Here is a 21015-nt window from a genome sequence, read left to right on the forward strand (position 1 = left end):
TGCCCTGGTGTGCGGTCTGCCGGGTCTCCCGGGGCGGTGGGGCCTGGGTGGCCGGGGCCCTCGTGCCCTGGTGCGCCGTCTGTCCGGCTTCCCGGGGCGGTGGGGCCTGCGTGAGCGGCGCCGATGCCGCCGTGGCGTTCCTCCGGGCATTCTCCACCGTCGTCGGCAGCGCCGTCACAGGGCCGCCCCCGTCGTCCGCCCGGCCGACGGTATGCCGAGTTCCTCGTGGGCCCGGGCCACCATCAGGCGGGCGTGCTGCAGGCCGATGCGCTCCAGCAGGCCGGCGAGGTCGGCCAGTTCGGCCGCCGTCTCGTCACGGTCGCGGCCCAGGCGGGCCAGGGACTTGGTGAGTCCCAGCCGCGAGAGTGCCTCCCCGCGCGGCTCGCTCATCTCGCGGAACTCCGCGAGCGCCTGCTCGTACAGCGCACGCGCCTGCTCGTAACGCCCCGCCCGGTACAGGACGTTGCCGCGCATCTTGTGGTTGTAGGCGAGCGCACTGGACAGCCGCATCGCCCGGCACGTCGTCTCCGCCTCGGTCAGCAGCTCCAGGGCCCGCTCGGTGTCCTGGTCGCGCACCGACACCACATCGGCCAGCCCGCGCAGCGCCCACGCGTGGCCGCGGCGGTCGTCGGCACGAGCGGCGATTTCGGCGGCCTCCTCGAACAGTGCGTACGCCGAGTCGTAGCGGCCGGTGTTGCGGTGCATCTGCGCGATGCCCTCCAGCGCCCACACGGTGTGCCGTGCCTCCCCGCGCCGCCGGGCCTCGGCGAGCAACTGCTCGTGCAGCCGGCCGACGGCCTCGTAGTCGCCCTGAATGCGGCCGGTCTCGGCCAGACCGGCCAGCGAGTAGCCGCGCACGACGATGTCCCCGCCGCGTTCGCCGAGGTCGGCGGCCAGCTGGAGCAGCCTGCGGGCCAGCCGGAGCGCGCCGCGCTGCCGGGCCAGGGTGCCGCCGCTCCACAAGGCCCAGGCCATCGCCCCGGCGTCCCCGGCCTGCCGGGCCGCGCGGTAGCTCGCCTTCCAGGCCCGGTCCGCGTCCTCGACCCGGCCCAGCCGGCGGTGCGCCTCGGCCACCGCGAGCCCGGAACGCGCCGCCTCCCCGGGCTGTCCGGCGCGCTCGGCCGCTCTCAACTGCTCGGTACCGGCGGCCAGGACGTCGGTGAGCGAGGAGTTGACGGACAGGGTGGTGAGCGCGCCCTGGTACTCCGGGGCGAATGCCTTGCCGTACATCGATGCCTTTCGGTCCGTATGCCCACCGTCTATACATAGTGCGTATACATGGTGTGCATAGAAGGGTGAAAACCTGCCCTGGCCACAAGGGCCAGGGCAGTACCTGTTGCCGATCAAGACGTCGGCGGAACGGACCGGGTTGCCTGTGAGGCGCAGATCACCTGATGGGTGTTCAGTGCTGACCGGCTTTCTGCGGTGTCGCCTCGCTCGGCCGGACGACGACGTATCCCTCGCCCTGGATTAGCAGTTGCACGGCCTCGCCGGAGCCGCCGCGCAGCATCGATCCGATGGATTGCGAGCGGTGCAGCGAGGTCTGCAGCCCCGCGGTCCAGCCGACGATCGCGTCGGTGTCGACGTACACCGGGTACTGCGGCGAGACCGGGATGACGAGCGGGTTGCCCTCGCACACCAGACCCAGCTTGCCGTGCCCGGTGAAGACGCTGTTGAACAGACCGCCGCCGGTGATGCCGGCGCCCTTCACGGTGGCGATGCGGTACGACAACGTGGCGTCGAAACACAGGACGTTGCGGCCGTTGACCGTGAACTCGTCGCCCGGCTCGACATCGACGATGAAACAGTTCTGTGCCTCGTGTGCGAACCAGGCCTCGCCCTGTCCGCGCACCGCCATCAGCGGCAGGCCCTCCCCGGTGACCGCGCGCTTGAGCATGCCGCCCACGCCCTGGCCCTTGCGCTCGAACTGGAGGTTGCCGCGGTAGGAGATCATCGCTCCCTGCCGGGCGAGCATCTCGCCGTTCACCGTGTACCGGACGCACTTGGCGTTCTCGATCGTCATGCCCGGCGCCACGGCCGGCTGCACCATGTGCTCACTGGAAAAGAGGTCACCCTTCATACCGGCATCCTCGCCCGGAGCGTTTCCCTCCGCCAAGATCACGCGGAAGGCGGCTTCACCCGCCCACGGCTCACGCCACTTCACCGACCACGCGGGACGGCACGCCCGTCGAGGGGCACGCCCGGGCGAGGCCACCTGCACAGCGCTGCAGACCGCACCACTACGGTGAGGTACGCCGGGACGACCTCCGCCCGCACACGCCCCGACCGGCCGAAGGAGCGCCGACGATGTCCCGCACCGCACGCCCCCGCTGCCGAGCCGCCCTGGCCGCCCTCACCTGCTGCGTCGCGGTGGGCTGCGGGACGGGCACGGCGCCTCAGGGGGGCCGGCCCAGCCCGCCGCCCAGCGCCCCGAGGGCGGCCGGGCCCAGTGTGGTCACCTGGGCCTCCTCCGCCGGACACGTGGGCGAGGCGGCCGACGGCCGCGGCTACCGGCTGATGGTGCGCACCAGCGTGGGCGGCGGCGACCTCAGGGTGCGGCTGTCCAACGCCTTCGGCGACCAGCCGGTGACGTTCGCCAACGTCCACGCGGGCCTGCGACAGGGCGGTGCCGCACTCGTCCCCGGCAGCAACAGGCGCCTGACCTTCGACGGCGCCCGCTCCGTCACCGTCCCCGCCGGTGGCATCGTCTACAGCGACCCGCTGCCCGGCCGTGTTCCGGCCGGGCGCACCCTCGCGGTCAGCATGTACGTGCCCCGGGCGGGCGGCGCGCTCACCGGACACTGGCTGGCGATGCAGACGTCCTACAAGACCGTCGGCGACCACGCCGCGGAGGAGAGCGCGACCCACTGGAAGCAGCGGACCGGCTCCTGGTTCTACCTCGACGCGGTCACCGTACGGCCCCGCGAGAGGACGGGCGCCGTGGCCGCCCTCGGCGACTCCATCACCGACGGCTGGCATTCCACGACCGACCGGGACCGCCGCTGGCCCGACTTCCTGGCCCGCCGCCTGGCCGAGTCCACCGGCACCGGTGTCGAGGGGGTGGCCAACGCGGGCATCGCCGGGAACAAGGTCCTCCTCGACGGCCCCGGGCAGAGCGCCCTGAACCGGGTGCAGCGCGACGCGCTCTCGCTGCCGGGCGTGCGCACGGTGTTCCTCTTCCAGGGCGTCAACGACATCAAGGCCGAACCCGGCGCCACCGGCGCGGGGTTGATCGCCGGGTACCGCAAGCTGATCGACCGGGCGCACGCGGCCGGGAAGTGCGTCGTCGGAGCCACGATCGCCCCCTACAAGGGCTGGCAGGAGTGGGACCCCGCCGGGGAAGCGGTGCGGCGGCAGGTCAACGCCTTCATCCGCGACAGCGGCGAGTTCGACGGGGTCGCCGACTTCGACCGCGTCCTGCGCAGCCCCGAGGACCCCGAGCGGATCCGTCCCGCCTTCGACGGCGGCGACCATCTGCACCCCGACGACCAGGGGATGCGGGCGATGGCCGACGCCGTCGACCTGGACAGCCTCGACTGCGGGGTCGGCTAGGTGTGCTGTCCGGGGGCGACACGGCAGATGGGCGTGCCACGCCCCGCGGCGCCGACATGATCCGAACGGCGGGCCCTTGACCCCGGTCGCCTCGGCCGGCTGCTCGGGCGGTCAGCCGGACGTCGTCGGCTCCGGGGCGATCAGGCCTTCGCGGTAGGCGATCGCCACCGCCTCGCCGCGGCTCGACGCGCCCACCTTGGCGAGGATGTTGGAGACGTGGACGCTCGCGGTCTTGCCGCTGATGAACAGCTCTTCGCCGATCTGCCGGTTGCTGCGGCCGAGGGCGAGCAGTCGCAGCACGTCCTGCTCGCGGGCGGTGAGGACGGCGGCCCGGTCGTCGCTGCCGGGCCTGTCCGACAGCCGGCCGCGACGGATCAGGTCGTCCACCTGTTCGCGCAGCGGCGGGGCGCCGAGGTGGTCCGCGGTCTCGCGCACGGCCCGGGCCTCGGACGCCGCCTCCTCGCGCCGCCCGGCCGCCACCAGGGCCTCGGCGTACCGCAGCCGGCACCGCGCCCGCTCGTAGACGTCGCCGTAGCCGAACGCCGACACCACCCTCGCCCAGGCGGCCGCGTCCGGGCCCGACGCGGCCCTGATCCACTCGGCCTCGGCCCGGGCCAGCCACGCCTGCCCTTCGGGTCCTTGGGGCGTGCCGTCGTCGCGGGTGGCCGTGGTCCGTGCCAGTTCCACCAGTTCGGTCGCGGTGTCCGTCCAGCGACGGGCTCCGGCCTCGTCACCGGCCGACCGCAGCCCGGCCGCCGCGTCGGCCACCGCCGACAGCGCCAGCGCGGCGAGCCGCACCGTGACGTCCGGGCGCGTACCCGACTCGTCGACGAGGGCCGAGACCGTCGACCGCATCCACCGCACCGCGTCCTCGGGATCCCGGCGCAGCACCGCCGCGTCGGTGAGCACGATGCCCGCGACCAGGGTGGCCATCCAGTCGAACGGCTCCTCCAGCAGGGCACGCGCCCGCTCGGCGGCCGCGAAGTCACCGCGCGCGAGCATCACGTACAGGGCGGGACCCATCGTGTACCCGCCGGCGGCCGGCAGCACGTCGGCGTCGGCCGCCGCGGCACGCACACACTCGTCCCAGCGGCCCAGTACGTTCAGCACCAGCAGCCGCAGGTAGCGCATCTCCAGCGGATACGTCGACGACAGCAGCCCGGCGCGCCGGGCCCGGTCCAGACCCTCCGTCAGCCAGGGCACGCACTCCGCCAGGGCACCGGACTCGTAACAGCCCATGGCCAGGTTGAACAGGGCGCGCAGCTCCACGGGCGCGTTGCCCGAACTCCGGGCCAGCTCGCGGGCTTTGAGCAGCAGCTGCCGGCCCTCGAGGCCGCGCCGCCCCTCGCCGTCGAAAACGGCCAGGGAGATCAGCAGGTCCGCCTGGGCGTCGGTCACCCGCAGCCGCTCCGCCACCCCCAGGGCCCGGCGGGCGACCTCGAGCGCGGTCTCGTTCTCCCCGACGTGGCGTGCCGCCAGGACATGGGTGGCCGCCGCCCACACCCACGTCGGGGACGGAGGCTCCTCCGGGATCATCGCCAGTGCCTCGCTGCTGTAGGCGAACGCCGCCGTCAGGCTGTCCACGCTCAGCAGGTTCCCGGCGAGGGTGTAGCGGACCCGCGCGGCGAGTTCGGACTCGGCGTCCTGGCCGAGTCCGGCCAGCGCGGACCGGGCGAGGGAGACCGCCCGGTGCAGCTCCCCGGCGTGCGCGGCCGCCGCCGACGCCCGCAGCATCAGCGTCACCCGTTCGACGCCCGGGGGCCGGGCCCCGGGCCCGACCGCCGACCACAGGTCAAGGGCCGCTTCGAGATGCCGTTGCTCCTCGGCCGGCGCACCGACCCGCCGGGCGTGATCGGCGGCCTCCAGCGACGCGGCCAGCGCCTCGGGGAGATCGTGGCTCTCCCGGTAGTGGTGGGCGCGCTCGGCGGCGCTCTCGGCCCGTCCGCGCCCGGCGAGCAGCCGTGCGAACGCGCCGTGCAGCCTCGCCCGCTCCCCGGGCAGCAAGTCGGCGTAGACGGCCTCGCGGGCGAGCGCGTGCCGGAACGAGTACGTGTCCCCTTCGCCGGCCACGAGCAGCTGCCGGCCCACCGCCTCACGCAGCGCCGACTCCAGCTCCGCCTCCGGCAGCCCGGCCGCCTCCCGCAGCAGGTCGTGCTCCACCCGGCGCCCGGCGACGGAGGCGGTCCGCAGCACCTGCTGCGCCATCTCGGAGAGCTGCTCGAAACGGATCAGCAGCACATCGGCGAGCCCGCTGGGCACACCACCCGACTCGGTGTCGGTGGCGGCGAGCAGCTCCTCCGCGTAGAAGGCGTTCCCCTCGGCCCGCTCCACGATCCGCCGCACCGTGGCGTCCGGCAGCGGCCGGGGCTCCAGGGCCCGCACCAGCCGGGCAACCTCGGGATCGGCCAGCGGCCGCAGTTCCATCCGCTCGACGACGGGCAGGCGTACGAGCTCCGCCAGCAGTGGCCGCAGCGGATGCCGGCGGTGCAGGTCGTCGGCCCGGTAGGAGGCGAACACCGCCAGCCGGCGCCGGAGCACACCCCGGCCCAGCAGGAACCGCAGCAGGTCCCGCGACGACTGGTCCGCCCAGTGCAGATCCTCGAGCACGAGCAGCAGCGGCGCGACCTCCGCGACCTCGGCCAGCAGCCCCGCCATCCCCTCGAACAGCCGCAGCCGGCCGTCCACGTCCCGCACGGAGCCGGTCCCGGCCCCCAGCAGCCGCTCGACCACGGGATGAGCGGCCAGAGCACCGGCGAACCGCTCTTCGGCGGCCAGCACCCCGAGAACCTCGGTGAACGGCAGATAGGGCAGCCCGACGTCCCCGAGATCCACGCAGTGCCCGGTGAGCACGGTCATGCCCGCCGCGGCGGCCTGCCTCCCGACCTCGTCGAGTACCCGGGTCTTGCCGACCCCGGCGTCCCCGGCCATCAGCACGGCCCGGGCCTCACCGCCTCGCGCGCGCTCCAGTACCCGGGAGAGTCGCATGAGTTCGGCGTCCCGCCCGACGACGGGCGTGACCGATGAAGCCTGCTGCACGGAACCAACTCTCTTCTCAGGGGCGCGGGACGTCGACATGGTGCGGCTTTGCCGCGTGGTCGCGATCAACCACCGACGAGGCGCGGCCGCCGTGCGTCGGAAAGCCTCGTTCTCCTAGGCGCGCAGAACCTTCGCCCAGTCAGCGGGCACCCGCCCCGCCGGCCCCGGCGCCGGCTGGTCATCCGGATGGCTCACCGGCTCGGCCAGCTCCGGCCCACCCTCGTACAACTCGTTCGCCTCATAATTCCAGTACCAGTCCTCACCCGGCTCGAAGCTCTGCACGAACGGATGCCCGGTCTCCCGGAAATGCCCCGTCGCGTGCTTCGCCGGCGAGCTGTCACAACACCCCACGTGCCCGCACTGCGCGCACCGCCGCAGATGGAACCACCATCCCCCGGCCGCGTCGCACTCGGCACACCCGCTGCCGCTGGGCCGCACACTGGGATCGATCCCGTTCTCGCCACTCATGCAGACTCCTCCTCGACCGCTGTCAGCGGCAGCAGTACCTGGAACCGTGTGTCGCCGGGCTCCGACTCCACCCGGATGCTGCCATGGTGCTTGTTGACCACGATCCGCCAGGAGATGTCGAGCCCCAGTCCGGTCCCCTCGCCCACCGGTTTGGTGGTGAAGAAGGGATCGAAGATCCGCTCCCGGTCCTGTGCCGGGATGCCGACGCCCGTGTCCCCGAACTCCACCAGCAGCCGGTCGTGTTCCGCGGCCGTCCGCACGGTCAGCGTCCCCTCCCCGCCCGCACTGTTCATCGCCGCGACCGCGTTGTCGATGAGGTTCGTCCACACCTGGTTGAGCTCCGCCGGATATGCGGGGATCCTCGGCAGCGTGCGGTCGTAGTCCTTGACGACCTTGATCTGCTTGCCGATCTTGCCGGACAGCATCAGCAGGGTGGAATCGAGGAGTTCGTGCACGTCGGCGTTCTGGAAGGGAGCGCGGTCGAGCTGCGAGTACTGCTTCGCCGCGTCGACGAGATGCGAGATGCGGGTGGTCGAGTCGTTGATCTCGTCCATCAGCAGCTCGGTCTCGACGGTGTAGTTGAGCCACCCGATCGCGCTGGGCAGGATGTCCTCGTCCACCGCCGCGGCGACCTGGTCCAGCCAGCCCACGTCGAGGCCGGCCTGGACGAAGGTGGGCGCGATCCGCCAGCCGTCCTCGATGCCCCGGTCGTCCAGCCAGTCGGTCACGGCGTCCTCCCGGTCGGAGGCCTCCAGCGGACTCAGCGCGGGTGCCTTCGCGACGCGCTCGGCCGTGCGCTCCTGGATGTCGATGAGGTTCGCCATGACCTCGGGGGAGTACGACCCCTGCGCGATGATCGCCAGCTTGTGGCGCATCTTGCCGACCCGCTCCCGCAGGGTGGCCGTCGCCCTCACGGCCGCCGCGGCGGGGTTGTTGAGCTCATGCGTGAGCCCCGCGGACAACGACCCCAGCGCCAGCAGCCGTTCGCGCTGCCCGATGGCCCGCTGGGCGCTCTTCGAACCGAAGAACAGCCCCTCCAGCAGATGCACCGCCATCGGGAACCACTCCTGCATGATGCCCGCGAACGTGTCGGCGGGCAGCACGAAGAACCGCGTCGGCTCCGTGACGCGCATGGAGTTGTTGTAGACCTGCCGCACCCGGTCGCCCAGGTACGCCTGCATGGACCCCGCGTACACCCCGCGCTGAGAGGTCCGGGTCACCTCCACGTCGTCCCCGCCGACCCGGCGGTACAGCACCACCGTGCCTTCGAGCATCACGTAGAAGCAGGTCGCGGGCTCGCCCTCGGTGTACACCGGCCCGGGCTCGAACCGCTCCACCCGCCCCTCGCTGCACAGCCTGCCGAGCTGCTCGGGCGTGAGCTTCTCGAACAGGAACAGCGCCCCGATCTCCTGCGGGTTGCAGGGCACCGACTGCCCGCTCATGACTGCTCCAGGTACCGGTGGACGAGCATGACGGCCATGGCTCCCTCTCCGACGGCGGAGGCGACCCGCTTCGCGGACTCCGAGCGGGCGTCGCCCGCCACGAAGACGCCGGGCACGTTGGTCTCCAGGTGGTACGGCGGCCGGTCCAGCTCCCAGTCCTCCGGCGGCCGGCCGTCGGGGGTCAGGTCGGGCCCGGCGAGGATGAACCCGCGCTCGTCCCGCAGCACCGTCCCGTCGAGCCAGTCGGTCAGCGGGGCGGCGCCGATGAACACGAACACCCACTGCGCGTCGACCTGTTCGGTCTGCCCACTGTCCACGTCCCGCAGGGTCAGCCGCTCCAGCCGGCCGTCGCCGTGCGCCGACTCGACGACCGTGCGGGCCCGGACCTGGATGTTGGGCGACTCCTCGATCTGCTGGATCAGGTAGTGCGACATCGACGCCGTCAGTGACGCGCCGCGCACCAGCAGCGTCACCGACTTGGCGCCCCGGGACAGGTACATCGCCGCCTGTCCTGCGGAGTTGGCGCCGCCGACGATGTAAACGTCCTGGTCCTGGCAGGAGGGCGCCTCCGTCAGGGCCGACCCGTAGTACACGCCGCAGCCGGTCAGTTCCTCGCACCCGGGTGCCGCCAGCTGACGGTAGGACACACCGGTCGCGAGGATCACGCTGTGCGCCGCCACCGCCGAACCGTCGGAGAACCGTACGATCCGGGCGGCGCCGTTGACCTCCAGGGCCGTCACCTCGCGCGCGGTGAGGATCTCGGCGCCGAACTTCGCCGCCTGCCGCCGGGCCCGGTCGGTGAGCTGCGCCCCCGACACGCCGTCGGGGAAGCCGAGGTAGTTCTCGATGCGCGAGCTCTGACCGGCCTGCCCGCCGGTCGCGGACCGCTCCACCAGCACGGTCCGCAGCCCTTCGGAGGCACCGTAGACCGCCGCGCCGAGCCCTGCCGGGCCGCCGCCGATGACGACCAGGTCGTAGAAGTCGGCCGTCGGGGTCGTCGCCAGCCCGACGCGGGCGGCGAGGTCGACGGCCTCCGGCTCGACCAGCGGCGTCCCGTCCGGCGTGATCACCACCGGCAGCCGCAACCCGTCCTCGCCGGCCGCGGCCAGCAGCCGCCGCCCCTCCGGCTCGTCGGAGGAGTACCAGCGGTAGGGCACCTGGTTGCGGGCCAGGAACTCCCGCACGTCCGAGGAACGCGACGACCACCGGTGCCCCACGACCTTGGTGCTGGGCACGGGCCGGAAATCGCTGGACCGCCATGCCTGGAGCAGATCGTCGAGGACCGGATACAGCTTCTCCTCGGGCGGGTCCCACGGCTTCAGCAGATAGTGGTCGACGTCGACGACGTTGATCGCGTCGATCGCGGCGTTCGTGTCCGCGTACGCGGTCAGCAGCACGCGCCGCGCGCCCGGGTAGACGTCTAGGGCCTGTTCGAGGAACTCGATGCCGTTCATCTGCGGCATCCGGTAGTCGGCCAGGATCACGGCCACGAGATCACCGCGCAGCTTCAGCTCCCGCAGCGCGTCCAGCGCGGACGCGCCGGACTCCGCCCGCACGATCCGGTACGACGCGCCGTACCGCCGCCTCAGGTCCCGGGCCACTGCCCGGGAGACACCCGGGTCGTCGTCCACGGTCATGATGACGGTCCGCGCCGAATCGGCGGCCTGTGCCATACGTCCCCCACACCGGGCGGTCGACTCACGGCACGGCGTCCCCGGGGCACCGCGCCGACCTCCGCCCATCGTATGTTCGATCGCCGAGCGGCGCTCCGACACGGAAGATCGGCTCCGACGGGCGCGGGCACCGCCGGCGGTGGTGAAGACTGGGCGGCACAGTGACGTTCCACAGGGAGGCAGCCGGATGACACGCCCGATCACCGCAGGGGTCGACGGATCGCAGGAGAGCCTCGCGGCCCTCGCCTGGGCGGCGCGGGAAGCCGTCCGGCGCGACCGCCCGCTGCGCGTGGTGCACGCCTGGCGGGTGCAGACGCCGGAGCTGATCGAGACAGCGGTCGCCACGGACGCGGACAGCCAGGCCGAGTGGGTGCACAGCGCGGTGACCGAGGCCGTCGGGACCGTCACCGAACGGCATCCGGAGCTCGCGGTGACCACCGATGTCATCGAGGGTGCGGTGGCCGACACCCTCGTCGCCGCCGCGGCCGACGCCGAGATGCTGGTCCTCGGCTCACGCGGGCACGGCCGCATCGTCGGATTCCTGCTCGGCTCGATCGGCCAGCAGGTGATCGCCGAGGCCGTCCGGCCCGTGGTGCTCGTCCGGGCCGGCGACCAGCCCTCGTCCGAGGCCGCCGGGCGGGAGATCGTCGTGGGCCAGCAGGGCGACCCGGAGGACAGCGCCGACGCGCTGCGCTTCGCCTTCGAGACGGCCGCCGCACGGGGGGCGACCGTGCGGGTCGTACGGGCCTGGAACCTGCCGCCCGTCTTCGCCTACAGCCCGGGCTCGCTGAAGCTCCTCGACGAGGCCGGCGGGCTGGAGCCGTTTGAGAGGAAGAGCCTGGCCGCCGCCGTCCGGCCCTGGCGGGAACGCTTCCCCGACGTGCCGGTCGAGGAGCACGTGGAGATGGGCAGCGCGAGCCAGGTGCTGTTGTCGGTGGCCGGGACGGCCCAGCTGATGGTCGTCGGCCGCCGGGCCCACCGCACGGCCGTCGGTGCGCGCATCGGCTCGGTGGCGCACGGGATGCTGCACCACGCCGACTGCCCGGTGGCGGTGGTGCCGCCCGCGTGAGGGCGCCGGGTCGAGTCCGCACGGTCCCGCCACGCACGGCGGGACCGTGCGGGCACGCCCCGGTCGCTCACTCCGCCGTCGGCTGCAGCGTCTTGCGGGCCGTGGGCAGGATGTTCCGGATGTAGTCCTCGACCACGGCGTCGAGGCCGATGTCGTGCTGGGCCCGCTCGGACATGTACCAGCGGTGTTCGAGGAGCTGGTGGTAGATCTCCGCCGGGTCCATCGCGCCGCGCAGTTCGACGGGCACGGCCCGCACGGTCGGCCGGAAAACTTCCCGCACCCAGCGGTGGGCGAGGACCTCGGGGCGCGCTCCCAGGGGGTCGCCGGGCGCGTAGTCGTCCTGGGTCGCCATCCAGCTCTCCAGGTCGTTCAGCAGCCGCCGTGCCTGGTTCTCCTCCGTGTCGAGACCGGTCAGGCGCAGCAGCTGCCGCTGGTGGTGGCCCGCGTCGACGACCTTGGGCACGAAGCTGACCGTGTCCCCGTTCGACGCGTGCTCGATCTGCATCTCGGCGACGTCGAACCCGAGGTCGTTCAGGCGGCGGATCCGGCGTTCTATGTAGTGGTACTTGCCCGCCGGGTAGACGGAGGCACGGGTCAGCTCGTCCCACAGACCGCGGTAGCGGGCGCAGATCTCCATGCCGAATTCGATCGGGTCCACCGACGGGTGCAGCGCCCCGGACGCCTCCAGGTCCAGCAGCTCCCCGCTGATGTTCACGCGGGCGAGGTCGAGGTCGTACTCACGCTGCCCCGTGCTGAGCTGCGGATGCAGGTCACCGGTCTCGGCGTCCACCAGATACGCGGCGTAGGCGCCCGCGTCGCGCCGGAAGAGGGTGTTGGACAGCGAGCAGTCGCCCCAGGCGAACCCGGCCAGGTGCAGCCGCACCAGCAGCACGGCGAGTGCGTCCATGAGCCGGTGCATGGTGGCCGGGCGCATGGTCGTCTCGAACATGGAGCGGTACGGCATCGAGCCGCCCAGGTGCCGGGTGACCAGGACGCTCTCCAGCGGGGCGCCGCTCGCGTCGGTACGGCCGGTGACCACGGCCAGCGGGTCCACCGAGGGGATGCCGAGCCGGTCCAGGTCGCGCAGCATGTCGTACTCGCGCAGCGCCGGACGCTCGGCCAGTTCCTTGACGGCGATCACCTCGTCGCCCGCCCGGGAGTAGCGCACCACGTGCCGGGAGATGCCGCGCGGCAGCGGCACCAGGTACTCCTCCGGCCACTCCTCCAGAGGCACGTCCCACGGCAGTTCGAGCAGGAGCGCGGGGTGCTCCGGGTTGGTCGCGCTGATCTGCAGTGCCATGGGCCGGGTGTCCTTGTCTCGCCGCCGATCGTCACATCAGATTAAAGGGCCCGTTCCCGGGCCCGGAGGGCGGCGTCCCGCACCGGCCCGCGGTGGACCGGCCCGTGCCCTGGGAGCAGCAGCTCGCCCTCAAGCTCCGCCAGGACGTCCAGGGAGGCCAGGGCCCGCGGCCGCTCGTGGTGGAACATGTCCGGCAGCAGTTGCGGCCCCTCGACCCCCGAGGTGGGGTGCCCGCTGACCAGGGCGTCCCCGGAGATCAGCGCACCGATGCCGGGCAAGTGGTAGGCGCAGTGTCCGTCGGTGTGACCGGGCGTGTGCACCGGCACCGGCCGCCCGGGCAGGTCCAGGGCGCCGGCCGTCGGAAACGCCCGAGGAGCGGTGACGGGCACGTCTGCCGTGCCGCCCGAGCGCAGTGCGTGCACCGCCCACGGCAGCACTCCCGGCCGCCAGCCGTTCCTCAGCACCGTCCCGATGGACACCTGGTGCAGGAAGTCCCGGCGTGCGTGCGGCACTTCGGCCTCGTGCAGCAGCACGGGGGTGCCGTGGGCGGCGCTCAGGTACTCGGCTGATCCCAGGTGGTCGTTGTGCGCGTGCGTGATCAGTACGGCCTCGACCGCCTCGGGGGCGCTGCCCACCTGCGCGAGCGAGGCGAGGACCCGCTCCCGGTCCCCGGGGTAGCCGGTGTCGACCAGCGTGACGGCGTCACCCTCCTTCAGGATCAGCCAGTTGGTGCTGGAGCCGTGCACCAGGTAAGTGCCGTCCGCGACGTGCCGTACGTCCGCCCGCATGATCGCCCTGCCCCTGTGTGAGGTTTCCGCTACCGGTCCGACGGGAGAAGGAAAGCAGACGCAGTGGCGTCCGGAATCGCTGGGTCCGCCCCAACGGGTCATGTCGCGGGGGCGTTCGGCCCGTCGTCAGCGCACGCCGTGCGGGCGGAACTGGATGCTGATGCGCGGCCCCGTGGCCCGGGTGCTCTTGGGGATCGCGTGCTCCCAGGTGCGCTGGCAGGAACCGCCCATCACGATGAGGTCGCCGTGTCCCAGCGGACGGCGCACGGTGTCCCGGTCACCCCGCAGCGGGCGCAGCAGGAGGTCCCTGGGCGCTCCCACCGAGAGGATCGCGACCATGGTGTCCTCGCGCGCACCGCGTCCGATCCGGTCGCCGTGCCAGGCCACACTGTCCCGGCCGTCGCGGTAGTAGCAGAGCCCGGCCGTGGTGAACGGCTCGCCCAGCTCCTCGCCGTAGTGGGCGCTCAGCGCGTCCCTCGCCTGGGCCAGCAGCGGGTGCGGCAGCGGATCGTCCACGCCGTAGAACGCGAGCAGTCGCGGAACGTCGACCACGTGGTCGTACATCGTGCGCCGCTCGGCCCGCCATGGAACCTCGGCCGCCAGCTGTTCGAACAATTCGTCCGAGCCGCTGAGCCACCCGGGAAGCACGTCGAGCCAGGCGCCGAAGCCGAGGTCGGTTCGGCTGATCCCGTCCAGAGGGCCGAGCCGCAGCTCATCGGCCTGGTCGAAGAGGGAGCCCTGGAGGTGCATGCCGCCAGCCTACCTCGGAATCGAGAGTGTGTTCGATGATGAGATCGGTCTTTCGATACATTGGTGTATCCAATACAGTCCTGTATCGAAGCGACCGGAGGGACGGAAAGGGGGCAGGGCATGGCGGCCGACGGAACCACCCCACGCGTGACCAGGCGCCGGGTCCACACCCGTGCCAACCTCCTCGCAGCGGCGTTCGCCGTGTTCGCGGCCAAGGGCTTCGGCCGCGTCTCGATCGAGGAGGTCTGCGAAGCCGCCGGCTACAGCAGGGGCGCTTTCTACTCCAACTTCTCCAGCCTCGACGAGCTGTTCTTCGCCCTCTACCAGGAGCGGGCCGACCTGATCGCCGGGCAGGTGTCCGGCGCGCTCGCCCTCGACGGACCCGACCTCGACGTGCCCGCCGCCGTGGACCGCGTCACCGACGTGCTGCTCCTCGACCGCGACTGGCTCCTGGTGAAGACGGACTTCCTCGTGCACGCCGCCCGCGACCCCGAGGTGGCGCGCAGCCTGCTCGAACACCGCGCGCGGCTGCGTCAGGCCATCGCCGACCGGCTCGGCCGGGCACGCGGGCACACCGAACTGCCCGCCGTGCTGGGCGACATCGACGACGCCGCCCACGCCGTCGTCGCCGCGTACGACGGTGTCACCACACAACTGCTGCTGGACCGGGACCTGGAGCACGCCCGCGTCTGGCTGAAGCAACTGCTCACGGCCCTGCTGACCGACGGCAGCGGCACCCCCGATCACACGAAGCACTGAAGAAGGGAACGGTCGCCATGGATGCCGATGTCATCGTCGTCGGAGCGGGCCTCGCCGGCCTGGTCGCGGCGCACGAACTGACCAGCAGGGGCCGACGGGTCGCCCTCGTCGACCAGGAGAACGCGGGCAACCTCGGCGGCCAGGCCTTCTGGTCCTTCGGCGGGCTGTTCCTCGTCGGCTCGCCCGAACAGCGGCGCCTGGGGATCAAGGACTCCTTCGACCTCGCCTGGAGCGACTGGCGCGGCAGCGCGGGCTTCGACCGGCTGGAGGACGAGGACTCCTGGGCCGTGCGCTGGGCCCGCGCCTACGTGGAGTTCGCCGCGGGGGAGAAGCGGTCCTGGCTCGACGGGCACGGCATCACGTTCCTGCCCACCGTCGGCTGGGCCGAACGCGGCGACCTCACGGCGCACGGGCACGGCAACAGCGTGCCCCGCTTCCATGTCGCCTGGGGCACCGGCACCGGCGTCGTCGAACCGTTCGTGCGGTACGCCAAGCAGGCCGCCCGCGACGGACTGCTCACCTTCCACCACCGTCACCGCGTCGACGCGCTCGTCGTCGAGGACGGCACCGCCCGGGGCGTGCGCGGCACGGTCCTGGCCGAGGACCCCGCACCCCGGGGCGTCGCCTCCAACCGCGACGAGATCGGCGAGTTCGAACTGACCGCCCAGGCCGTCATCGTCACCAGCGGCGGCATCGGCGCGAACCACGACATCGTCCGCCGCTACTGGCCAAAATGCCTCGGCACCCCGCCGCGCGAGATGGTCACCGGCGTCCCCGCCTACGTCGACGGGCGGATGCTCGACATCAGCGCCGAGGCGGGCGTCCGGCTGGTCAACCGCGACCGAATGTGGCACTACACCGAGGGCCTGCAGAACTGGGACCCGATCTGGCCCGGCCACGGCATCCGCATCCTGCCCGGACCGTCCTCGATGTGGTTCGACGCCCTCGGCCGCCGCCTGCCCGGGCCCTTCCTGCCCGGCTACGACACCCTCGGCACCCTGAAGCACCTGCGCACCACCGAGGACATCGCCGGCTACGACCATTCCTGGTTCATCCTCTCGCAGAAGATCATCGAGAAGGAGTTCGCCCTGTCGGGTTCCGAGCAGAACCCCGACATCACCGCCAAGGACCGTGCCGGATTCCTCAAGGAACGCGTCCTCGGCAAGGGTGCGCCCGGACCGGTCGACGCGTTCCTGCGCAAGGGCGCCGACTTCGTGACCGCGGCCGGTGTCGAGCAGCTCGTCGAGAAGATGAACGCGCTCACCGACGAGCCGCTGCTCGACGCGGCCGAGATCAAGCGCCAGATCGAGGCCCGTGACCTGCAGATCGCCAACCCCTACGCCAAGGACGCCCAGGTGCAGGGCATCCGCAACGCCCGCCGCTACATCGGCGACCGCCTCGGCCGGGTCGCCACCCCGCACCGCATCCTCGACCCGGCGGCCGGACCACTGATCGGCGTCAAGCTGCACATCCTCACCCGCAAGACCCTCGGTGGCATCCAGACCGACCTGGACTCGCGGGCGCTCGGGACCGACGGCAAGCCGATCGACGGGCTCTACGCGGCCGGCGAGGTCGCCGGCTTCGGCGGCGGCGGGGTCCACGGCTACAACGCCCTGGAGGGCACCTTCCTCGGCGGCTGCCTCTTCTCGGGCCGGGCGGCGGGCCGCGCGGCGGCGAAGCAGACCGCCTGACGGACGCGGGCGCGTCTCCTCAGCCTTCGAGGAGGCGGGCCAGCACGGTGGCGTGGCTCTGCTCCGGCGTCTTCGACGCGGTCAGCAGGGTCACGTCGCCCTCGCGGGCCAGCTCACGCACACCGTCGAGCGCCGCGGACGCCTCGTCGGAGGCGAGCTCCGCCTGGTACCGCTCGGCGAACTCCTCGTACGACCCCTCGCCCGCGTGGTACCAGCGGCGCAGCTCCGTCGAGGGGGTGAGTGCCTTGGGCCACTCGTCCACCCGCGCCGCGTCCTTGGCCAGGCCGCGCGGCCACAGCCGGTCGACCAGGACCCGCGCACCGTCCTCCGGCTCGGGGGGATCGTAGACACGGCGTACGCGCACGCTCATGGTCGGCTCCTCTCCGCGGTGGCACGGGTGTGCCGCGAGCCTAACCCCGGCCCGGCGCCCGCACCGCGCGGTACCGGACGGCCGGTTCCGCTCGTGCCGGGCGGGTACTCCGTCCGCCTGACCACGTCGAGGAAGGAGGTCATGACATGAGTGCCCAGGACGATCTGCGGGTCGTGCGGTCACTCGACGAACTCGCCGAGCTCGTCGAACGGCACCGGGGCCTGTACGTCCGCTGGTCGCGCGGTCCCGAGACCGATCTCCGCGAGGTGTCCAGCACCGATGACCTGACGGGCGTGCCCCTGCCGGGGCTGTCCGCCAGCCCGCTCGGCGTCGAGGCGTGGTGGGAGGACCGGCCGGTGCGGGTCTGGGTGGCCCGCCGCCTGCACGATTACGTGCATCTTCTCCATGACAAAGGGCCGGGCGTGCACCCCTGGGTGCTCACCGGCAAGGAGACCGCCCGCGGGCCCGACAACGAACCGCTGGTCACCGACGTCCGGCCGATGTGCCGGCTCGACCAGCAGGTGATCGAGGAGGCGAAGGCGGAGGTGGCCCGGCAGGAAAACCCCTGGGGGCCGCTGCGGCGCCGCTAGGGTCTGTCGTTCAAATCAGTCGGCCGAGAGTGACTGCGCCTCTCGGCCGACTCGAGCGCCCCGCGACGTCGGCATGATCCAAACGACAGGCCCTGGTGCCGCGGCGGGCGACGTTCGCCGACGAGGTGGCGAGTATCGCCCGCTGCGGCACCAGGGCCCCCAGGGGTGGTGGCCGGTGTCAGCCGGAGCGGCGGCGGGCGGCCGTGCGGCGCTTCAGCGCGCGCCGTTCGTTCTCGCTCGTCCCGCCCCACACGCCGATGGACTGCCCGGTGTCCAGGGCCCATTGCAGACACTGCTCCTGCACGGGGCAGCGCCGTCGGCACACGGCCTTGGCCTGCTCCGTCTGCAACAGAGCCGGGCCGGAGGTGCCGATCGGGAAGAAGAGCTCGGGGTCCTCGTGCCGACAGGCAGCGTGGTTGCGCCAGTTGTCCATCGAAGTCACCTGCATCGCAGTAGAAACGTGCTCTCTCGGATGCTTACTCTCTTTCGGGTGACCTGTCGATGCCCGGTGAAACAGGGCGTTCCAGGACAGTCGTTCACTGCTCCCGCATGCCCCAGGGGGAGCCGTAGTCCGTCAGCAGGTCCAGGAACGGCCGGGCGGGGAAGGCCTCCGGGCCGAGCACGCCGGCACCGGACCAGGCGCCCGTCGCGAGGAGCTCGAGCGCGACGACGGGGTTGATCGCCGTCTGCCACACCACGGCCTGCGAGCCGTACTCGGTCATGGACCACTGGTTGTCGACCACGTGGTAGAGGTACACCTCGCGCGGCTCACCGTCCTTCACACCCCGCACCCACGTGCCCGCACACGTCTTGCCGTGCATCCGCCCGCCCAGCGTCGCCGGATCGGGCAGGCACGCGGCGACCACGTCCCGGGGCGAGACCTTCACCGGCCCGTCCGGCCCGGGCACGGTCACCGGGTCGGTGCGGTCCAGACCCAGCAGGTGCAGGGTCCGCAGCGTCTCCACGAACTCCCGGCCCAGGCCGTACTTGAAGGTCACCCGGCGAGCGTCGACCCAACGTGGGACGAGCAGCACCTCCTCGTGCTCCACGTTCACGCACTCGACCGGGCCGATGCCCTCGGGAAAGTCGAAGACCTCGGGCTCGCTGAACGGCTCGGTGGTGAACCAGCCCTTCCCGCCCTCGTAGACGACCGGCGGGTTGAGGCACTCCTCGATGGTGGTCCAGATGCTGAACGAGGGCGCGAAGTCGTAGCCGTCGACGGCGAGGTTCGCGCCGTCGCGGATGCCGATCTCCTCGATCTCGTCGAAGAGTTCGTCGGCGGCGTACCGCGCGAACACGTCCGACAAGCCCGGCTCCACCCCCATGCCGACGAGGGCCAGCAGCCCCTCCTTCTCCCAGTCCGCTGCCTGCGCGAACTGCTCGTCACCGAGCTTGACCCCGCACTCCTCGTACGGCCGCTCGGCGTGCGGCCGGGACAGCGACATCGCCATGTCGAGGTAGGTGCCGCCCGCGGCGCGGGCCGCGCGGAACAGAGGCATCACGAAGCGGGGATCGGTGGCGTTGAGGAGGACGTCACAGCGGTGCCGGGCGAGCAGGCGCGCGACGGCGTCCTCGTCGCTCGCGTCGACCCGTTCCGCCGTGAAGCGCGCGTCGCCGTCCAGCGCCGCGACGGCGGACTCCGCCCGGTCCGGGTCGTAATCGGCCACCACCATGGCCTCGAAGAACGGCCGCCGGGCCGCGATCCGGGTGATCGCGCCGCCCACACCACCGGCTCCCACGAGCAGTACACGCATGACAGAAACTCCCTATTTGCGAAGAACGTGACGCGCCCTTGGAGAGATGAAACGCCGCCCCGTGACATAAGGTCAATGGCGTTGGCATAAGGAGGGAGCCCGTCGTGCCGAAGCCCGTCGTGCCCGAGGAGAAACGCCGCCGGCGCAGGCCCACCAAGAGCGGCACCGTGCTGTCCGAGGAGCTGATCGTCGAGACCGCGCTGCGCATGCTGCGCGAACACGGCAGCGCGGGACTCACGGCCCGCCGGCTCGGCCTCGCCCTGGACGCCGACCCGAGCACGCTCTACCGGTACTTCCGCGGCATGGACGAGCTGACCCTCGCCATCGGCGACGCTCTCATCGGCCAGGCCCTTCAGGGCTGGCGGCGCACGGGGGAGTGGCGGGCGGACCTTCGGTCCTTCGGGCTGGGCATCCACGCCGCGTATCTCGCCCACCCGCAGGCCGCCCTGCTGACCACGAACCGCGTCACGGGCCGGGCCCATGAGCTGGCCGCCGACGAGGCCGTCCTGGACGTGCTGCGCACGGCCGGTTTCCCGCTGGCCGACACCGTGCGCATCTACCACGCCTTCATCGACCAGACCCTGGCCTTCGCCGCGCTCGACGCCGCCTCGCTGGCCCTGCCCAGCGACTCGCTGCACGCCGACGAGGACATGTGGCGCTCCACGTACGCCCGACTGCCCGCCACCACCCACCCCCGTATCGCCGAGGCGGCACCGCTGCTGGCCACCCGCATGCTCACCAGCGCCTACCCGACGGCCCTGGAGATGCTGCTGGACAGCGCGGCGGCCCGGCTGGAGGCATGCCGGGACTGAGGGGTCAGGACCGCAGCGCCTCGGCCGCGGTCGCCGTCACCGTCTCCGCCACCCGCGCGAGCGCAGGCGAGTCGAGCTTCCACTGCTGCCAGTACAGCGGCACGTCCACCGTGCGGCGCGGGGCGATGCCGACGAGCCGGCCGTCGCGCAGCAGGGGGTCCGCCTGGGGTTCCGGCACCAGGCCCCAGCCCAGCCCGGCGGCGACGGCCTCGACGAAACCCTCCGAGGTCGGCACATAGTGCCGCAGCGCGCTCGCGCCGCCGCGCCCCCGGGTGAGCCCGCGGACGAAACCGTCCTGGAAGTCGTCGCGCCGGTCGAAGACCACCACGGGCACCTCCCGGAGCACCTGCGCAAGGGGCCCGCCGAGGTGGCGCGCGGCGAAGGCCGGCGCGGCGACGGGCAGATAGCGCATCCGGCCGAGAGACCTCACGGAGCAGCCCGGCACGGGATCCGGCGACGAGGTCACCGCCGCCATCACCGCGCCCTCCCGCAGCAGGGCCGCCGTGTGGTCCTCGTCCTCGCGGCGCAGCTCGAAATAGAGCCGCAGCTCCTCCGGTACGCGGGTGAGCACCGGAAGGAACCAGGTGGCCAGCGAGTCGGCGTTCACCGCCACCGACACCCGGGTCGGCTCCCCGGCGCCGCTCAGTCCGAGCTCCGCGTAGGCGTCGTGTTCCAGCCGTGCCACCTGGCGGGCCAGCCGCACCAGGACCTCACCCGACTCGGTCGGCCGCACCGGCTTGGTCCGCAGCAGCAGGACCCGCCCCGTGCGCTGTTCCAGCGCCTTCACCCGCTGGCTGATCGCCGACGGCGTCACGTGCAGCGCGGCCGCCGCCGCGTCGAACGTCCCCTCGTCCACGACGGCGAGCAGGGTCCGCACCTGGTCCAGCGGGAGATCCGTCATCATCCCGTCATCATCACATCAGCTAATGATGCATAAGAACCTTTAGCTGGACCCGGCTCG

Annotated in this window: 19 protein-coding genes; 6 read left to right on the plus strand and 13 right to left on the minus strand. The window is 72.3% G+C overall.

The features are described 5' to 3' along the window. Nucleotides 1-174 precede the first annotated feature (174 nt). A complete protein-coding gene (locus ACFY5B_RS34965) occupies nucleotides 175-1230 on the minus strand; it encodes a tetratricopeptide repeat protein (RefSeq protein ID WP_389977740.1) in 1056 nt (351 codons plus the stop codon). Nucleotides 1231-1402: 172 nt separating this feature from the next. Continuing rightward, the gene (locus tag ACFY5B_RS34970) at nucleotides 1403-2080 is read right to left on the minus strand and encodes an AIM24 family protein (RefSeq protein ID WP_389977743.1); all 678 of its coding nucleotides are present in this window, start codon (nucleotides 2078-2080) and stop codon (nucleotides 1403-1405) included. Between the two features lie 227 nt (nucleotides 2081-2307). Here ACFY5B_RS34970 and ACFY5B_RS34975 point away from each other — a divergent pair, with 227 nt between their 5' ends. Continuing rightward, complete coding sequence (locus ACFY5B_RS34975; RefSeq protein ID WP_389977745.1) at nucleotides 2308-3552, plus strand: SGNH/GDSL hydrolase family protein; 1245 nt, start codon at nucleotides 2308-2310, stop codon at nucleotides 3550-3552. Nucleotides 3553-3663: 111 nt separating this feature from the next. On the opposite strand, the gene ACFY5B_RS34980 is transcribed toward ACFY5B_RS34975, so the two are convergent. The 4 genes from ACFY5B_RS34980 to ACFY5B_RS34995 all read right to left on the minus strand — a co-directional run bounded on the left by ACFY5B_RS34980 (nucleotide 3664) and on the right by ACFY5B_RS34995 (nucleotide 10171). Then, nucleotides 3664-6588: an AAA family ATPase gene (locus tag ACFY5B_RS34980; RefSeq protein ID WP_389977747.1), complete on the minus strand. Its 2925-nt coding sequence runs from the start codon at nucleotides 6586-6588 to the stop codon at nucleotides 3664-3666. A 114-nt stretch (nucleotides 6589-6702) separates the two neighbouring features. Beyond that, nucleotides 6703-7056, minus strand: coding sequence for a UBP-type zinc finger domain-containing protein (locus ACFY5B_RS34985; protein ID WP_389977750.1), 354 nt, complete (start codon nucleotides 7054-7056; stop codon nucleotides 6703-6705). Next, entirely contained in the window at nucleotides 7053-8498 is a 1446-nt protein-coding gene (locus ACFY5B_RS34990) for an ATP-binding protein (protein WP_389977753.1), read from the minus strand. Before ACFY5B_RS34990 ends, ACFY5B_RS34985 begins: the two co-directional genes overlap by 4 nt. Beyond that, the gene (locus ACFY5B_RS34995; RefSeq protein WP_389977756.1) at nucleotides 8495-10171 is read right to left on the minus strand and encodes an FAD-dependent oxidoreductase; all 1677 of its coding nucleotides are present in this window, start codon (nucleotides 10169-10171) and stop codon (nucleotides 8495-8497) included. The genes ACFY5B_RS34990 and ACFY5B_RS34995 overlap by 4 nt, the downstream gene beginning before the upstream one ends. A gap of 187 nt (nucleotides 10172-10358) precedes the next feature. Between ACFY5B_RS34995 and ACFY5B_RS35000 the strand changes: the two genes are divergently transcribed. Beyond that, nucleotides 10359-11240 carry a universal stress protein gene (locus ACFY5B_RS35000; protein WP_389977759.1) on the plus strand — a complete coding sequence of 294 codons (882 nt, stop codon included), beginning with the start codon at nucleotides 10359-10361 and terminating at the stop codon, nucleotides 11238-11240. Between the two features lie 67 nt (nucleotides 11241-11307). Here ACFY5B_RS35000 and ACFY5B_RS35005 read toward each other — a convergent pair whose 3' ends face one another. From ACFY5B_RS35005 to ACFY5B_RS35015, 3 genes are all read right to left on the minus strand, one after another. Then, the gene (locus tag ACFY5B_RS35005) at nucleotides 11308-12540 is read right to left on the minus strand and encodes a DUF4032 domain-containing protein (RefSeq protein WP_389977762.1); all 1233 of its coding nucleotides are present in this window, start codon (nucleotides 12538-12540) and stop codon (nucleotides 11308-11310) included. Between the two features lie 41 nt (nucleotides 12541-12581). After that, nucleotides 12582-13328 (minus strand): MBL fold metallo-hydrolase, encoded by a 747-nt coding sequence (locus tag ACFY5B_RS35010; RefSeq protein ID WP_389977765.1) that lies wholly within the window; start codon nucleotides 13326-13328, stop codon nucleotides 12582-12584. Nucleotides 13329-13454: 126 nt separating this feature from the next. Then, a complete protein-coding gene (locus tag ACFY5B_RS35015) occupies nucleotides 13455-14078 on the minus strand; it encodes an alpha-ketoglutarate-dependent dioxygenase AlkB family protein (protein WP_389977768.1) in 624 nt (207 codons plus the stop codon). Nucleotides 14079-14198: 120 nt separating this feature from the next. On the opposite strand from ACFY5B_RS35015, the gene ACFY5B_RS35020 reads away from it, so the two are divergent. Next, nucleotides 14199-14837 carry a TetR/AcrR family transcriptional regulator gene (locus ACFY5B_RS35020; protein WP_389977771.1) on the plus strand — a complete coding sequence of 213 codons (639 nt, stop codon included), beginning with the start codon at nucleotides 14199-14201 and terminating at the stop codon, nucleotides 14835-14837. Between the two features lie 17 nt (nucleotides 14838-14854). Further along, a complete protein-coding gene (locus tag ACFY5B_RS35025; RefSeq protein ID WP_389977774.1) occupies nucleotides 14855-16528 on the plus strand; it encodes an FAD-binding dehydrogenase in 1674 nt (557 codons plus the stop codon). 19 nt (nucleotides 16529-16547) lie between these two features. Here ACFY5B_RS35025 and ACFY5B_RS35030 read toward each other — a convergent pair whose 3' ends face one another. Continuing rightward, nucleotides 16548-16898, minus strand: coding sequence for a DUF488 domain-containing protein (locus ACFY5B_RS35030; RefSeq protein WP_389977777.1), 351 nt, complete (start codon nucleotides 16896-16898; stop codon nucleotides 16548-16550). A gap of 146 nt (nucleotides 16899-17044) precedes the next feature. Between ACFY5B_RS35030 and ACFY5B_RS35035 the strand changes: the two genes are divergently transcribed. Next, entirely contained in the window at nucleotides 17045-17488 is a 444-nt protein-coding gene (locus tag ACFY5B_RS35035; RefSeq protein ID WP_389977780.1) for a DUF6098 family protein, read from the plus strand. Nucleotides 17489-17666: 178 nt separating this feature from the next. On the opposite strand, the gene ACFY5B_RS35040 is transcribed toward ACFY5B_RS35035, so the two are convergent. After that, nucleotides 17667-17921: a WhiB family transcriptional regulator gene (locus ACFY5B_RS35040; protein ID WP_389977783.1), complete on the minus strand. Its 255-nt coding sequence runs from the start codon at nucleotides 17919-17921 to the stop codon at nucleotides 17667-17669. 103 nt (nucleotides 17922-18024) lie between these two features. Further along, nucleotides 18025-19242 (minus strand): saccharopine dehydrogenase family protein, encoded by a 1218-nt coding sequence (locus tag ACFY5B_RS35045; protein ID WP_389977785.1) that lies wholly within the window; start codon nucleotides 19240-19242, stop codon nucleotides 18025-18027. A 104-nt stretch (nucleotides 19243-19346) separates the two neighbouring features. On the opposite strand from ACFY5B_RS35045, the gene ACFY5B_RS35050 reads away from it, so the two are divergent. Next, the gene (locus ACFY5B_RS35050) at nucleotides 19347-20054 is read left to right on the plus strand and encodes a TetR/AcrR family transcriptional regulator (RefSeq protein ID WP_389977788.1); all 708 of its coding nucleotides are present in this window, start codon (nucleotides 19347-19349) and stop codon (nucleotides 20052-20054) included. 4 nt (nucleotides 20055-20058) lie between these two features. On the opposite strand, the gene ACFY5B_RS35055 is transcribed toward ACFY5B_RS35050, so the two are convergent. Next, entirely contained in the window at nucleotides 20059-20958 is a 900-nt protein-coding gene (locus tag ACFY5B_RS35055) for a LysR family transcriptional regulator ArgP (protein ID WP_389977791.1), read from the minus strand. Nucleotides 20959-21015 lie beyond the last annotated feature (57 nt).

Origin of the sequence: Streptomyces sp. NPDC013187 (genome assembly GCF_042899705.1) — a bacterium.
Lineage (GTDB): Bacteria > Actinomycetota > Actinomycetes > Streptomycetales > Streptomycetaceae > Streptomyces > Streptomyces hawaiiensis_A.